The sequence below is a fragment of the Pseudomonas sp. Root569 genome (assembly GCF_001427465.1).
Lineage (GTDB): Bacteria > Pseudomonadota > Gammaproteobacteria > Pseudomonadales > Pseudomonadaceae > Aquipseudomonas > Aquipseudomonas synxantha.
In genome coordinates this window covers 551,406-564,185 of record NZ_LMGQ01000024.1, presented here as the reverse complement: position 1 = coordinate 564,185, position 12,780 = coordinate 551,406, and the positions used below count along the sequence as shown (strand labels likewise).

At 59.5% G+C, this 12,780-nt stretch carries 11 protein-coding genes and 1 tRNA gene; 3 read left to right on the top strand and 9 right to left on the bottom strand.

Going from position 1 to position 12,780, the window contains the following annotated elements; all coding sequences use genetic code 11:
• Window positions 1-20: 20 nt before the first annotated feature.
• From ASD70_RS20015 to ASD70_RS19985, 8 genes are all read right to left on the bottom strand, one after another.
• On the bottom strand, window positions 21-2,909 hold the full coding sequence (locus ASD70_RS20015) for a DUF927 domain-containing protein (RefSeq protein ID WP_056847251.1): 2,889 nt from the start codon (window positions 2,907-2,909) through the stop codon (window positions 21-23).
• Complete coding sequence (locus tag ASD70_RS20010) at window positions 2,906-3,178, bottom strand: DUF3077 domain-containing protein (RefSeq protein WP_017478646.1); 273 nt, start codon at window positions 3,176-3,178, stop codon at window positions 2,906-2,908. Before ASD70_RS20010 ends, ASD70_RS20015 begins: the two co-directional genes overlap by 4 nt.
• Window positions 3,175-3,459 carry a hypothetical protein gene (locus ASD70_RS20005; RefSeq protein ID WP_056847250.1) on the bottom strand — a complete coding sequence of 95 codons (285 nt, stop codon included), beginning with the start codon at window positions 3,457-3,459 and terminating at the stop codon, window positions 3,175-3,177. Before ASD70_RS20005 ends, ASD70_RS20010 begins: the two co-directional genes overlap by 4 nt.
• Window positions 3,460-3,989: 530 nt before the next feature.
• The gene (locus ASD70_RS20000; RefSeq protein ID WP_056847249.1) at window positions 3,990-4,295 is read right to left on the bottom strand and encodes a hypothetical protein; all 306 of its coding nucleotides are present in this window, start codon (window positions 4,293-4,295) and stop codon (window positions 3,990-3,992) included.
• Window positions 4,292-4,552, bottom strand: coding sequence for a helix-turn-helix transcriptional regulator (locus ASD70_RS19995; protein ID WP_056847294.1), 261 nt, complete (start codon window positions 4,550-4,552; stop codon window positions 4,292-4,294). The genes ASD70_RS20000 and ASD70_RS19995 overlap by 4 nt, the downstream gene beginning before the upstream one ends.
• 92 nt (window positions 4,553-4,644) lie before the next feature.
• Window positions 4,645-4,893, bottom strand: a complete 249-nt coding sequence (locus ASD70_RS28530; RefSeq protein WP_081088334.1) for a helix-turn-helix domain-containing protein — start codon at window positions 4,891-4,893, stop codon at window positions 4,645-4,647.
• A 490-nt stretch (window positions 4,894-5,383) separates the two neighbouring features.
• Window positions 5,384-6,619, bottom strand: coding sequence for a tyrosine-type recombinase/integrase (locus tag ASD70_RS19990; RefSeq protein ID WP_056847248.1), 1,236 nt, complete (start codon window positions 6,617-6,619; stop codon window positions 5,384-5,386).
• Between the two features lie 167 nt (window positions 6,620-6,786).
• A tRNA-Arg gene (locus tag ASD70_RS19985) sits at window positions 6,787-6,863 on the bottom strand.
• A gap of 370 nt (window positions 6,864-7,233) precedes the next feature.
• Between ASD70_RS19985 and gabD the strand changes: the two genes are divergently transcribed.
• From gabD to ASD70_RS19970, 3 genes are all read left to right on the top strand, one after another.
• Window positions 7,234-8,676 carry an NADP-dependent succinate-semialdehyde dehydrogenase gene (gabD, locus tag ASD70_RS19980; RefSeq protein ID WP_056847247.1) on the top strand — a complete coding sequence of 481 codons (1,443 nt, stop codon included), beginning with the start codon at window positions 7,234-7,236 and terminating at the stop codon, window positions 8,674-8,676.
• 180 nt (window positions 8,677-8,856) lie between these two features.
• Window positions 8,857-10,134 carry a 4-aminobutyrate--2-oxoglutarate transaminase gene (gabT, locus tag ASD70_RS19975; protein WP_056847246.1) on the top strand — a complete coding sequence of 426 codons (1,278 nt, stop codon included), beginning with the start codon at window positions 8,857-8,859 and terminating at the stop codon, window positions 10,132-10,134.
• 213 nt (window positions 10,135-10,347) lie between these two features.
• A complete protein-coding gene (locus tag ASD70_RS19970; RefSeq protein ID WP_056847245.1) occupies window positions 10,348-11,556 on the top strand; it encodes an HDOD domain-containing protein in 1,209 nt (402 codons plus the stop codon).
• Between the two features lie 58 nt (window positions 11,557-11,614).
• Here ASD70_RS19970 and ASD70_RS19965 read toward each other — a convergent pair whose 3' ends face one another.
• Window positions 11,615-12,616 carry a GGDEF domain-containing protein gene (locus ASD70_RS19965; protein ID WP_043050816.1) on the bottom strand — a complete coding sequence of 334 codons (1,002 nt, stop codon included), beginning with the start codon at window positions 12,614-12,616 and terminating at the stop codon, window positions 11,615-11,617.
• Window positions 12,617-12,780 lie beyond the last annotated feature (164 nt).

Here is a 12,780-nt window from a genome sequence, read left to right as displayed (position 1 = left end):
CTCTATCAGCAGTCATGCCGTTAGGCGGCCTTGGCCTCGCCTTCATTCGTTCCTGGAACGGTCTTCACCACGTAGCAGCGTTGAGGCCCTAACCCGGGCAGGCGAATCAAGCTGTACGCCTTTCCGTCGCTTCCCGGCTCGAGCACGCCCCGTTGCAGCAGTTCCTTGTTCACCGCACTGATATTCATGCCCTTGAAGATTTCGGCCCTCCAGGCTTCAGGCAGCACGTAGTAGGTGTTGGTGGTGTGCAGGGCGTCGCCCATGCCGTGTTCCATCGTCTTGCGAAAGCCCAACCGATCAATCGTGCGAGGGCCGTGCTCATCGAGCTTGGCGGCGGCGGATTCCCAGCGGGTAAAGCGGCTTTCTCCAAAGCGCTCGATGACCTGGCGCAGCCGCGCCAAGATCGCATCGCCCTCGAAGTTTCCGGCGCCGCCGCGTTCGGCCAGCCATGCATGCAGACACACCCGAGCGGCGGTCGTGGCTGTGCCATCCGGCCAGCCGGTAACACCAAAGGCGGTAGCCAACTCTCCGGCGGCGGCGGCGAGGCCGAAGCGAAGGGCGGCACGTTGGGCTTGCCCACTGGCCGATGCGGGTAGGTTTTGGGTGATGAACTGCTCCACCGTGCGGCGAACGATCACCGACCACCTGAGCATTTCTCCAGGCGCGCACAGTGCGTGCAGGAAGGCGGTGAGGGGTGTGCCGTAGTATTTTGCTACACGGGCCTTGAGCGCATCGGAGAGGGCAGCAGCATCCTCAAAACCGTTCAGCACATCGAACATCCCGAGACCTTTGCTCGCATCCGCAGGCACGGCGAGCATGCGCACCTCCATACCGGCTTTCAGCTCCTTGTTGGCATCCGCCATGTGCTGCGCCAACGTCTTCTCGCCGGTCGAGGGAAACAGCAAGCGCCACTCCTGCACCTGTCGGCCCGCTTGTCCTCGATCATTCGCCCGGGCTTTGCCGGTGCCATTGCCGAGCATATACACCGTTTCCCCAATGATTCGTGGGTCACACATGCCGATTTCATCCAGCACCAGGAGACCGTCTGAGTGGGCGGCGGCGATGGACTCCAGGGCGTTATCCGTGGAACGCCACGAACGCACCAGACGAGGCCCACCATAAACCGAGGCTGCGACTTGCAAGTGAGTGGTCTTGCCGCCGGAGCTGTCGCCGTAGAGGTGGAAGCCGCCCGACTCATGTCCGAGCATGTTCAACAGTGGACCTGCAAAGGCCACAGAGACGACAAACGCCAAGCGATGGTTACCAACGCACAGCGAGCCGATTTGCTGCTGCCACTGGTCCAGAGAGCCCGCCTCGCTGATCGGGGGCAACTGCGCACCGGCCTCATAAAAATGCAGGTGCTCGGAGTGTGAGCCGATCTGTTGTTCGGGTAGAAGGAATGCGTTGTCGTGCCAACCCAGGCGCGTTACCAAACGTGCGCGCTGGGCACTGTCGAAGCCACCGAGGTAACTCTGCAGATCATTGCGTGCGTTACGTCCAGACCGGCTTCCCGCGAGGCGCAGGCCCATGTCGACCAGCGGCCCGAGTACATCCTTGCCGAAGTCGCCGGTCATGGTTCGTGCCGGAATGTTCCAGCGTTTTTTGGCGCCGTCTGGGTCGTCAAATTCGACCAGCAAGCCCCAGTTGTGACCCTTGTCGTCGCGAGTGCGGGCGATGATTTCGAGAGGTGAACACACAGGGCGTGCCTCACCATCATCACCGGAATAAAACACCCCGTCAGGCGTCAGGCGAAAACCGCCCGGCAACAGGTCATTTTTCGATTTCGCAGGACGTTTGGCGGGCGTCTTGGCCCTCAGTTGTTGAGGTTCAGTTGGCTTAGCGGCACTGCCGAAAAACTCACCGCTGCGCACCAGCTCGGCGACGTGGGCAGCGGTCCAGCCTTTGGCTAACGCATCCGCTGCATCGTCGCCGTCTGCACATTTTCCACCCTTGATGAGCGTGGGCTTTCCGCCTTTGCTGCTGGGCTTGAGCTTGAACACGTCGAGCGAGACTCGTTGTACCGAAGCGACGCCCAGCTCAATCAGCTTGAGCTCGATGGCGTCCATGCAGGTCTTGCCGCTGGCATCGTTATCCGGCCATAGCACCACCGTGCGCCCTTTGAGTGGCGTCAGGTCGGCCTTGTGCCAAGAGTTGGAGCCGTTCGGCCAGCACGTGGCTACATGGTCGGGCATCAGTTCAGCGGCGGCATCAGCAGCCTTCTCGCCTTCACATAGCACCACAGGCGCATCCGCCCGCTGTGCCAGCTCATCCAGGCGCAGCAGTGGCCGAGGCTCCAGCAATCCTTGCCAGCGCCATTGTGTGGTTTGCCCATCGGAACGTTTGCACCAGGTCAACGGCGCAAAAACCTTTCGCGGTTTGCCGTCTTCATCTGGGCCCAAGTCGAAGCGATACAGCGCCATGACCGGTTGGCTCTGTGCATCGCGATAGATCCACACCTTGGACGGAACTCCGTGTTGCCGGTGTTTGGCTGGGCACTTGTTCATGGCCTCGGCCGGGATCGGTTGAATCGCGATCCACTCCGGCGTTGCGCTCTTGGCCGGTGCGCTTTTGGTTGTCGCGGAGCCAGCGGAAACACTGAGCAGATCCGCCAGTTTTTTGCAGGCCTCAACGTCCGTGCCGCCGTCGATGTAACGCACCAGGTCGATCAGGTCGCCGCCCTTATCGCCGGTTGCAAAATCCGCCCAGGTGCCTTTACTCAAATTGACCTTGAGTGAGCCTGCTCGTTTGTCCGTGCGCGTTGGATTAGGTGCTGTGTATTCCTTGCCGCCATCAACACGTTTGCCGTTTGGCAGCCAGTGAGTAAGGACGCGGTCGATGTTCTTCAGAGCGGCGCTTTTTACGTCAGCGAAGCTCGGGCGTTTTGATGTGCTGCCGGTGCGCTGAGTCATGGTGCGGTCCTCGACTCAAGCAACGCCTCGTTCACGTCGTCGATTAGCGCCTTGGCCATCTCGCCGAGGTAGAACGCAGGCCAACTAAAGCGCTCGCCCGCATCGCTGATGGCGGCGTCAAGGATCAGTTGATTGGCGTGGTGCAGAATTTGGGAGACGGCTTCAAGTGCGTCCTCCAGAGGGATACCGGCATTCACCCGAAACAGGTTTTGGCCGTTACCGTTGGCAGGAGAAAACTCGGAGCGTCCACGAGTGCTGGAGTGGGTCATAGCGCACCGCCTTTCTGGCTCATCGGCACAGAAGAGGCATCACCGTACATGGTGAGTGTTTTGATCAAACCCAAAGTGCCGCGCACGTCCCAAATAACAGACGACAGCACGCGGTTGGAGAGCAGGGGTTTATCCCCGTCTAAGTGGTCCTCCAGCAGCATGAGAACGGAGTCGGCACGGTCGAGCGCACAGGTGATGGCGTCAATAGGCAGACCGGCTTCGGCGTCCTGGCTGACGCAGAGGAGATCCTCGGGCAGTGCAAAGCCTGGAAGCATGTTCATTGGGCACCCCCTGCGGCTTCCAGGGCGCGAGCCTTGGACATATGGGCGTTGTAACGGGAAAGGCGTGTAGCGAGGCTGGAGTTTGCGTGTAAAGCGGCGAGAGCCATTGCTCGATGAGCGGCGGCGCGAATTTTGGACGGATTGAGGGCGTGCATTTGGTGAAGCTCCTGTATGTGAGGAGCTGCCACTGATCGTCGCCAAACGAATTAGGGTGGCAGCTGTGCGCAGGTTGGCGAACCGGGCATACAGGACCCCGGCAGACCCGAAGGTCTCCCACGCACAGCCGCCATAAAGCAGGAATGCGGGCACAAAAAAAGCGCCTGCAATCGGTATGGGGGCGCCTGTGCGCCTGTATGTACTCGGGTCGCCAAACCCGTTCGCTGAATTTGCAGCGACAGCGAGAGAGTAACGCCCGTTTTTTGAAAGTGCAACTGTGCAGATCACTTGCGGATTTTTTCGAGGCGGCATAAATTGATCAGGCATGTAGATTTACCTCAACGCCTCCGGTTGCCGCCGGGGGCGTTTTCGTTTCAGGCATGGATGTCCCAGCGCAGGGAGACAAAGGGCAAGAGGTCGCCTTCGAGGCAGGCGCGTGCATCTTCGTAGGCGTCGATTTGTTGGCCTTCGTCGACGATGATTGCTTGCGGGGCTTGGCAGGGAACTGACAATGCGCACCAGATGCCATCTCTCCATCGCATCACCATCACGTCCCGGTTCAGGCGTTTTTGCTCTGTGCGGTAACGTTCAAAACGCTGCATACCGCGTGATGAGAATCCGACTGTTCTGAGTACAGAAAAGGGCTGCAAAATGGCGTTGTTAGCGGCTCGATTTTTCATGCCGCCACCCTGTCGCGGGCCGCGATACGCGCCCGTGTCCAATTCAAAATTTCGGCTAATACCCAAGCGACCGGAGCCCCACGCGCATTGCTGTCGGTGAGCTTCACCGCTTGCGGAAAGCCGCTCTCTGGCTGGCTCATAAGTTTGTAAACCGTTGCGCGGCCGATACCTGTTAGGGCTATGACTTGATTGATGCGTATCAGCGTGGCGGCCGGATCGAACTGTCCAATTTCCGTATGAGGCGCGCTGATCGGCAAGCATGCGGATCCGCTAGGGGCTTTTTGGTGACTTTCTCGTGGAGTGGAGGGGGCGAGCCCCACAACTTTTGCAGATTGCTTTGGGGCGCTCATCAGGTCCTGTCTCCAGCGGTTTTTGCAGGTGAGCGCAGTTGGGTTTCAAGCCACGCGACCACGTCTTGGGAGCGATAACGAACCCGAGACCCGGTTTTGACATAGGGAAGTGAGTTGATGCGAGAACTTCGCCAGGCGGCAAGCGTTCGGCTGGACAGGCCTAGTGCATTAGCGACTTGGTCGGTAGTGAGCAAACAAGCAGGGGTGAGAGAGGTAGTGGAGTGGTCTGAAGTGTCGTGAGGCTGCATAGCGCGTTTCCTGTCGTAGTTCGTACAGGCCCCAGCTATGTAAACGATTTTCTATTTTTTAAAAGTTTTATTTTTATAGTTTTAGACGCAGATTTTATGGATAAGGCAATTTAAGTTAGCAAGATCGCAGCAAAGTTTCAGTTTTTTTCGGGGCTGTCCTACCTTGCCCTACTGGTTTTCTATACAGTTAAAAATCGGAAAGCGAGAAATGAAATCCAGTGAAATCCCGACGAACGGTAGTCCCCTGAGCCCCTTCTGGTAGTCCGATAACAGCGGCCCCTCCTCAGCGTGGGGCGACCAATAAGAGATGGCCGCCAGAGGTTTTGGGCGCCTTAGGCGTAACACGCTTTTGACGCGTAACACATGGTGTACGGATCTCTTTTAATACGTGTTACGCAATAAATATTTAATAAAATCAATTAGTTAATCGTATGTGTAACGTGCGTAACACCAGTAACACCGATTTTTGATGGGGGTGTAGTTGGTGTATTCAACCCGCCTTGCCAAACTGTCCCTGAATAATGTTGCCATCTACTAGCTCATCCAGATGATCTGCGTACCACTGCATCATCACTCTGCGCTGAGGCAGGTAGACCGCTTTGTTGTACACCCCTGCTATTCCTTCCTTTGCGTGAGAGAGCTGGGCCTCAATGTGATTCTCATCGAAACCCTGTTCATTGAGTATGGTGCTCGCGATGTGACGAAAGCCGTGGCCTGTTTGCCGACCGGCATATCCCAGTCTGCGGAGCGCCATTAGAAAGACGGTGTTGCTACGGGGAATTGTCCTGTCTTTCCTGCCTGGAAATAGGAGAGGGTACGCACCTGTAAGTGTTCGTAACTCAGTGAGCGCTTCGATTGCCTGCCGAGAGAGAGGCACCACATGTTCGCGACGACGTTTCATTCGTTCGGCTGGGATCGTCCATAGCTTTTTGGAGAGATCGATTTCTGACCAGCGTGCTTCTCGGATTTCGCTTGGGCGCGATGCTAATAAGGAAAGCAAGCGAAGCCCTATACGAACATCCTTTGCGTGAGGGTAGGAGTTGATCGCTCGAAGTAGCGCAGGCAGTTCTTCAATCGAAACGTGTGCATAGTTCTCAGCGCTACGTGATTGCAGGAATTTGCTGAGACCTTCAAGGGGGTTGTGGACGGCTCGTCCTGTTACGCGGGCCAGGTCATATATCTCTTTGCAAAAGGCACGAACTCGGCCCATTTGTTCAATGATCCCCTTCTGCTCCATGCCGCGTAGAAACTCCATCCATTCCAGGGGCAATATTTCTGTGTATACGCGTTTGCCGAAGACGGGGAACACGTGAAGCTCAAGTGCGCCAAGTACTCGTCGAGACGTACCTGATTCCCAGCTTGTGCGTCTGGCCTCAAACCACTCGCGGCCTAACGCTTCAAAGGTGTTATTGGCAGCAACCTGGTCTGCAGCCTTCCGAGCTTGCTTGCTCGCCAATGGATTTTTGCCGGTCGATGCGTCTTCCCGCAGTTGAGCTGCTTTCTGTCTCGCCAATGAGCCACTGATTTCCGGGTAGCCGCCGAGACCCAGCCAAGACCATTTTCCGTCTGGCTTTTTGTAGCGCAGCTCCCATGATTTCTGCCCGTTAGGTTTCACCCGGAAGTACAGGCCATTCCCGTCCTGCTCCCGATACGTTGTGTGCTCAGGCTCTAGGCCTGCAAGCGTGGTGTCTGCTAATGGGCGGCGTTTGATTTCAGTGCGCTTCACTTCCTGTATGCCTCCAGTTATAGGAATCTCAAAGCATACACGTGGGCATACACGGCGGGAAGTTATAGGGGTAGACAGGGACGGATAGCCAGAAACAAGAAAGCCCGCACAGGGCGGGCTTCTTGGGGTGTTTCGTAGACTGTCTGAGACAGCCCGAGACTGCTATATGGTGCACCCGGCGGGATTCGAACCCACGACCCCTGCCTTCGGAGGGCAGTACTCTATCCAGCTGAGCTACGGATGCTTGTGCGGGCGACATCATACCCATGTCGACCTGATGCGTCCATGCTGGTCTTTGGGCGTTTAGGCGTAGGAATTCGCCGCGTGCAGGCCCTGGGCCGGGTGTCAGCGATCAGTGCGGTGAAACCAAGCGCAACTATGCTGATCATAAGATTTAGTCATATGTGCCATATTCGTTCTTTTTTTCGAACATCCTATTGCCCTATACCCCCATTGATCCTAGGATTCGTTTGAGATTTCAAACGCTCTGTCTCCCGTGCGCTGTATTTTTCTTCCGCGCGCTGGGGCTGATTTCCCTGACGGCAGCCCACAAGGCGCCTTTCAACAACTCTAATTCGCTCCGCGTGCGCGCGGTGCTGTTAAGGAAAGCCGACATGCAGCTCAAAGATACCCAGTTGTTCCGCCAGCAAGCCTTTATCGATGGCGCTTGGGTCGATGCGGACAACGGTCAGACCATCAAGGTCAACAACCCGGCCACGGGTGAAATTCTCGGCAGCGTGCCGAAGATGGGCGCCGCGGAAACCCGCCGCGCCATCGAAGCCGCCGATAAGGCCCTGCCGGCCTGGCGTGCCCTCACCGCCAAGGAGCGCGCCAACAAGCTGCGCCGTTGGTTCGAACTGCTGATCGAAAACCAGGACGACCTCGGCCGCCTGATGACCCTCGAGCAAGGCAAACCGCTGGCCGAAGCCAAGGGCGAAATCGTCTACGCCGCGTCCTTTATCGAGTGGTTTGCCGAAGAGGCCAAACGCATCTACGGCGACGTGATCCCCGGCCACCAGCCCGACAAGCGCCTGATCGTGATCAAGCAGCCCATCGGCGTGACCGCGGCGATCACTCCGTGGAACTTCCCGGCCGCCATGATCACCCGTAAAGCCGGCCCTGCCCTGGCTGCCGGCTGCACCATGGTGATCAAGCCAGCCTCGCAAACGCCGTTCTCGGCCCTGGCCCTGGTTGAGCTGGCGCACCGCGCCGGTATCCCGAAAGGCGTGCTCAGCGTGGTCACCGGCAGCGCCGGCGACATTGGCGGCGAGCTGACCAGCAACCCGATCGTGCGTAAATTGTCCTTCACCGGCTCGACCGAAATCGGTCGCCAGCTGATGGCCGAATGTGCCAAGGACATCAAGAAAGTCTCCCTGGAGCTGGGCGGTAACGCGCCGTTCATCGTGTTCGACGACGCCGACCTGGATAAGGCCGTCGAAGGCGCGATCATCTCCAAGTACCGCAACAACGGCCAGACCTGTGTGTGCGCCAATCGCCTGTACATCCAGGATTCGGTATACGACGCCTTCGCTGAAAAGCTTAAGGTGGCGGTGGCTAAATTGAAGATCGGCAACGGTCTGGAAGAAGGCACCACCACGGGCCCGCTGATCGACGAAAAAGCCGTGGCCAAGGTTCAGGAACATATCGCTGATGCCCTGAGCAAAGGCGCCACGCTGCTGGCCGGTGGCAAGGCGATGGAAGGCAACTTCTTTGAGCCGACCATCCTCACCAACGTCTCCAAAGACGCCGCCGTGGCCAAGGAAGAAACCTTCGGCCCGCTGGCGCCGCTGTTCCGCTTCAAAGACGAAGCCGATGTGATCGCCATTGCCAACGACACCGAGTTCGGCCTGGCCTCGTACTTCTACGCCCGCGACCTGGGCCGGGTGTTCCGTGTGGCTGAAGCCCTGGAATACGGCATGGTCGGCGTCAACACCGGGTTGATCTCCAACGAAGTGGCGCCGTTCGGCGGCATCAAGGCCTCGGGCCTGGGCCGTGAAGGCTCCAAGTACGGGATCGAGGATTACCTGGAAATCAAATACCTCTGCCTGGGCATCTGACCAGCAAGAGCTTGCAGCAAACGCAGAGGGCACGAGAGCGCTGCCCCTTTGCGTGTTTCACATCGTTATTCGTAGTGGCCGGGAAAGCTGTGGCAGTCGATCATCGCATGCTGCCGTAGTTGCCTCCCCGCCACGTATGCCTTGGACCACGCCACCCGATGAGTGGCGAATGAGGACTTTATGAGCAAGACCAACGCTTCCCTGATGAAACGCCGCGAAGCCGCTGTACCCCGCGGTGTTGGCCAGATTCACCCGATCTTCGCCGAATCCGCGAAGAACGCCACGGTGACCGACGTAGAAGGTCGCGAGTTCATCGACTTCGCCGGCGGTATCGCCGTGCTGAACACCGGTCACGTGCACCCGAAAATCATCGCCGCCGTGACCGAGCAACTGAACAAGCTGACCCACACCTGCTTCCAGGTATTGGCCTATGAGCCCTACGTCGAAGTGTGCGAGAAAGTCGCTGCCAAGGTGCCAGGCGATTTCGCCAAGAAAACCCTGCTGGTCACCACCGGTTCCGAAGCCGTCGAGAACGCCGTGAAGATCGCCCGCGCCGCTACTGGCCGTGCCGGCGTGATTGCCTTCACCGGTGCCTACCACGGTCGCACCATGATGACCCTGGGCCTGACCGGTAAAGTCGTGCCGTACTCGGCTGGCATGGGCCTGATGCCAGGCGGCGTGTTCCGTGCGCTGTACCCGAACGAGTTGCACGGCGTGAGCGTCGACGACTCCATCGCAAGCATCGAACGCATCTTCAAGAACGATGCCGAGCCGCGTGATATCGCCGCCATCATCATCGAGCCGGTGCAGGGCGAGGGCGGTTTTTACGTCGCGCCGAAAGCCTTCATGAAGCGCCTGCGCGAACTGTGCGACCAGCACGGCATACTGCTGATCGCCGACGAAGTGCAAACCGGTGCCGGCCGTACCGGTACTTTCTTCGCCATGGAACAGATGGGCGTGGCCGCCGACCTGACTACCTTCGCCAAATCCATCGCTGGCGGCTTCCCGCTGGCCGGTGTGTGTGGCAAGGCCGAATACATGGACGCCATCGCCCCGGGCGGCCTGGGCGGCACCTACGCCGGCAGCCCGATCGCCTGCGCCGCGGCCCTGGCCGTGATGCAAGTGTTCGAAGAAGAGCACCTGCTGGACCGCTGCAAGGCGGTCGGCGAGCGCCTGGTGACGGGCCTCAAGGCTATCCAGGCCAAGTACCCGGTGATCGGTGATGTGCGTGCCCTGGGCGCGATGATCGCGGTCGAGCTGTTTGAAGATGGCGACAGCCACAAGCCTAATGCGGCGGCCGTTGCTGCCGTGGTGGCCAAGGCGCGTGACAAGGGCCTGATCCTGCTGTCTTGTGGCACCTACGGCAACGTGTTGCGCGTCCTGGTGCCGTTGACCTCGCCGGACGAGCAGTTGGACAAGGGCCTGGCGATTATCGAAGAGTGTTTCTCCGAACTCTGACACGCCCCGCCCCTGTAGGAGCGAGCTTGCTCGCGAAAAACGCCCAGGCACCGCGTTTCAAGGGCTGCCCGCGTTTTCGTTGACGACCTTCGCGAGCAAGCTCGCTCCTACGAAAAGCAAAAGAACCGCTTCGGCGGTTTTTTTGTGCCTGCTTCATTTTACGCACGCGGCGGCATTGTCTAAGGTGCAAGCATTGCCGATGGAGCGTGCTGGATGACTGCTGTTGATTTACCCGCTGTACCCCGAGTGCTGATTGCCGAAGCGGACCCTTGGTCGCGGGACCTGCTCAAGCAAGTGTTGTTGAATGTGCGTTGTGATGCGCGGCTGGATGTGTGCGCCGATGGGCAGCAGGCCGCCACGCTGTTGCGGGAAAAAACCTATGACCTGATCCTTGCGGACTGGGAGCTTGCGGGCGTCGATGGCCTGAGCCTGCTGCGCAGCGTGCGCCAGCAGCACCGCTCCCCCGCATTGCCATTTATTCTGCTGAGCAGCCGTAACGACAGCGCCAGCGTACGCGAAGCCCTGCCCCTGGCGCCGACTGCGTACCTGACCCACCCGCTGAACATGGAGAGCCTGACCCAGCGCCTGCAAGACCTGCTGCTTAACGAAGGCGAAAGCGTGTATTGCGAGATTCCGGCGCTGGCGCCAGGCATGACCTTGCCAGCATTCCTGGAACGGCGCCGAGAGGTCTGCGATGGCGCGCCGTTGCGTGTGGATGTTAAAACCGCGGTGCAACGCAGCCTGGGGCCCGAGGGTCTGCACCTGCAGCAGCTCGAAGACCAGGTGCGTATCGACCCGCAAATCACCGCCGTGTTGATCGCCGCCGCCAACAGTGCCGGGTATCACGGCACGCCGGTGCAGACTCTGCACGCGGCCCTGAACAAGCTGATCCCCGGGCAAAGCATGAGCCTCATCCTGGGCCTGGCGCTCAAGCACAACGTGGTGCTGGGTGACCCTGGGCTGTTGGCTTACGCCGAGCGGTACTGGCAGTTGTCCGAGGACAGCGCCGAGTACGCCCGACGCCTGGCGCGCATGCTGGAACTGGATCACCAGCGCTGCTATAGCGCCTGCATCCTGCATCGGTTGGGCGACCTGGCCTTGTTGCGCTGCCTGGAAGACTGGCGCCAGGCTGGCGGCGCCCTGGATGACGAAGCGATCGGCGAATCCCTCGACACTTTTGGCGCCGCCTACGGCTCGGCGTTGCGCACCCGCTGGCGTTTGCCGCTGGAGTTGCGCCAATTGATCGCGGCCACCTATTCACTGGAAGGCGGTGTGTATTCACGCGAAGCCTTGGTGGTGAACCTGGCGACACAGATGGCGCGGTTGACCGAGCATGAAGGGCTGCAAGAGCTTGCCAGCAGCAAGACCGCACGGCTGCTCAAAGTGGGCTTTTCCGAACTGACAAGAGTACGCAAAACCTGACAGCCAATGAGACCAAATGTGGGAGGGGGGCTTGCCCCCTCCCACATTTTGACCGAGTCTAGCCTGCGATAACGCGGTTCTTGCCCAGTCGCTTGGCCTCATACATCGCTGCATCCGCCCGGGCGAACAGGCTGTCGAGGGTGGAGTCATCCTCGCGCAAGCTGGCCAGGCCCTGGCTGACGGTCACGTTGAATTCACGGCCCTCATAGCTGAACAGCAACGCCTGGATCTCCTTGCCCAGCCGTTCGGCCACTTGCAGGGCCATCTCCGGTGCGCAACCGGGCAGTACGGCGGCGAATTCTTCGCCGCCAATGCGCCCGAACAGGTCGCCACGGCGCAGTACCCCGCGACCACTCTCGGCAATGCGCCGCAGCACCTGATCGCCCTCCAGGTGGCCGTAGGTGTCGTTGATGTCCTTGAAGTCATCGATGTCCAGCAACAGGAACGCCAGCGCCGTGCCCTGCACGCAGGCGTTGTCGAACGCCTGGTTGGCGCATTCGAAGAAGTGCCGGCGGTTGCTGCTTTGGGTCAGCACATCGGTGGTGGCGAGGCGGTGCAGTTCCAGCTCCAGCAGCTTCTTCTCGGTGATGTCTTCGGCCATGCCGACCACGATCAGCGGCTCGCCAGGCACCACCTGCTGGTTGATGTAGCACTTGTCGCACAGCCAGCGGATTTGCCCGTCGGCGGTGATGATGCGGTACTCGCGGTCTTCCACGGCGCCCTGTTCCAGCACACGGGCCAGGCTGTGTTCGGCGTAGTCGAGGTCTTCGGGGTGAACACTGTTGCGCCATTCCCGGTGATCGGCCAGCAGCAAGCCGGCTGAACGGCCAAAGATGCGCTCGTAGGCCGGGCTCACATACAGCACGCGGCGCGTTTCCCAGTCGATGGCCCATAGCACCGCGTTCACGCTGACCAACAGCGAACTGAGCAGTTGCTCACGCTCACTCAGTCGCTCGACTTCGCCCTGGGCATGCATCAACGCCAACAGGGTCGCCGCCGCGGCCGGGCGCGGCGGCTCGGCAGTAGGCACATCGGGCAGGCAGGGCTTTTCGTGAACCATCGGTACAACTCTCTCTGGGCGCGCCGCAGGATGGAACAGCGGTCACTACAAGGGGTCACCATGATGGCGAAGTGTTCTTTGAGAGAGGGGAATTGCGGTGAAGTTCCATGATCGTGACCGATTGGCGGTGCCCGTAAAATGGCGCCAAAAAGCCAGTGTGAGGG

Bases quoted from the DNA above. Each gene is read 5' to 3' on its own strand.
- ASD70_RS19970 (WP_056847245.1), top strand. From the start codon at position 10,348: ATGACTGCTGTTGATTTACCCGCTGTACCCCGAGTGCTGATTGCCGAA.
- ASD70_RS20015 (WP_056847251.1), bottom strand. From the start codon at position 2,909: ATGACTCAGCGCACCGGCAGCACATCAAAACGCCCGAGCTTCGCTGAC.
- ASD70_RS20000 (WP_056847249.1), bottom strand. From the start codon at position 4,295: ATGAAAAATCGAGCCGCTAACAACGCCATTTTGCAGCCCTTTTCTGTA.
- gabT (WP_056847246.1), top strand. From the start codon at position 8,857: ATGAGCAAGACCAACGCTTCCCTGATGAAACGCCGCGAAGCCGCTGTA.
- ASD70_RS20010 (WP_017478646.1), bottom strand. From the start codon at position 3,178: ATGACCCACTCCAGCACTCGTGGACGCTCCGAGTTTTCTCCTGCCAAC.
- ASD70_RS20005 (WP_056847250.1), bottom strand. From the start codon at position 3,459: ATGAACATGCTTCCAGGCTTTGCACTGCCCGAGGATCTCCTCTGCGTC.
- gabD (WP_056847247.1), top strand. From the start codon at position 7,234: ATGCAGCTCAAAGATACCCAGTTGTTCCGCCAGCAAGCCTTTATCGAT.
- ASD70_RS19965 (WP_043050816.1), bottom strand. From the start codon at position 12,616: ATGGTTCACGAAAAGCCCTGCCTGCCCGATGTGCCTACTGCCGAGCCG.
- ASD70_RS28530 (WP_081088334.1), bottom strand. From the start codon at position 4,893: ATGCAGCCTCACGACACTTCAGACCACTCCACTACCTCTCTCACCCCT.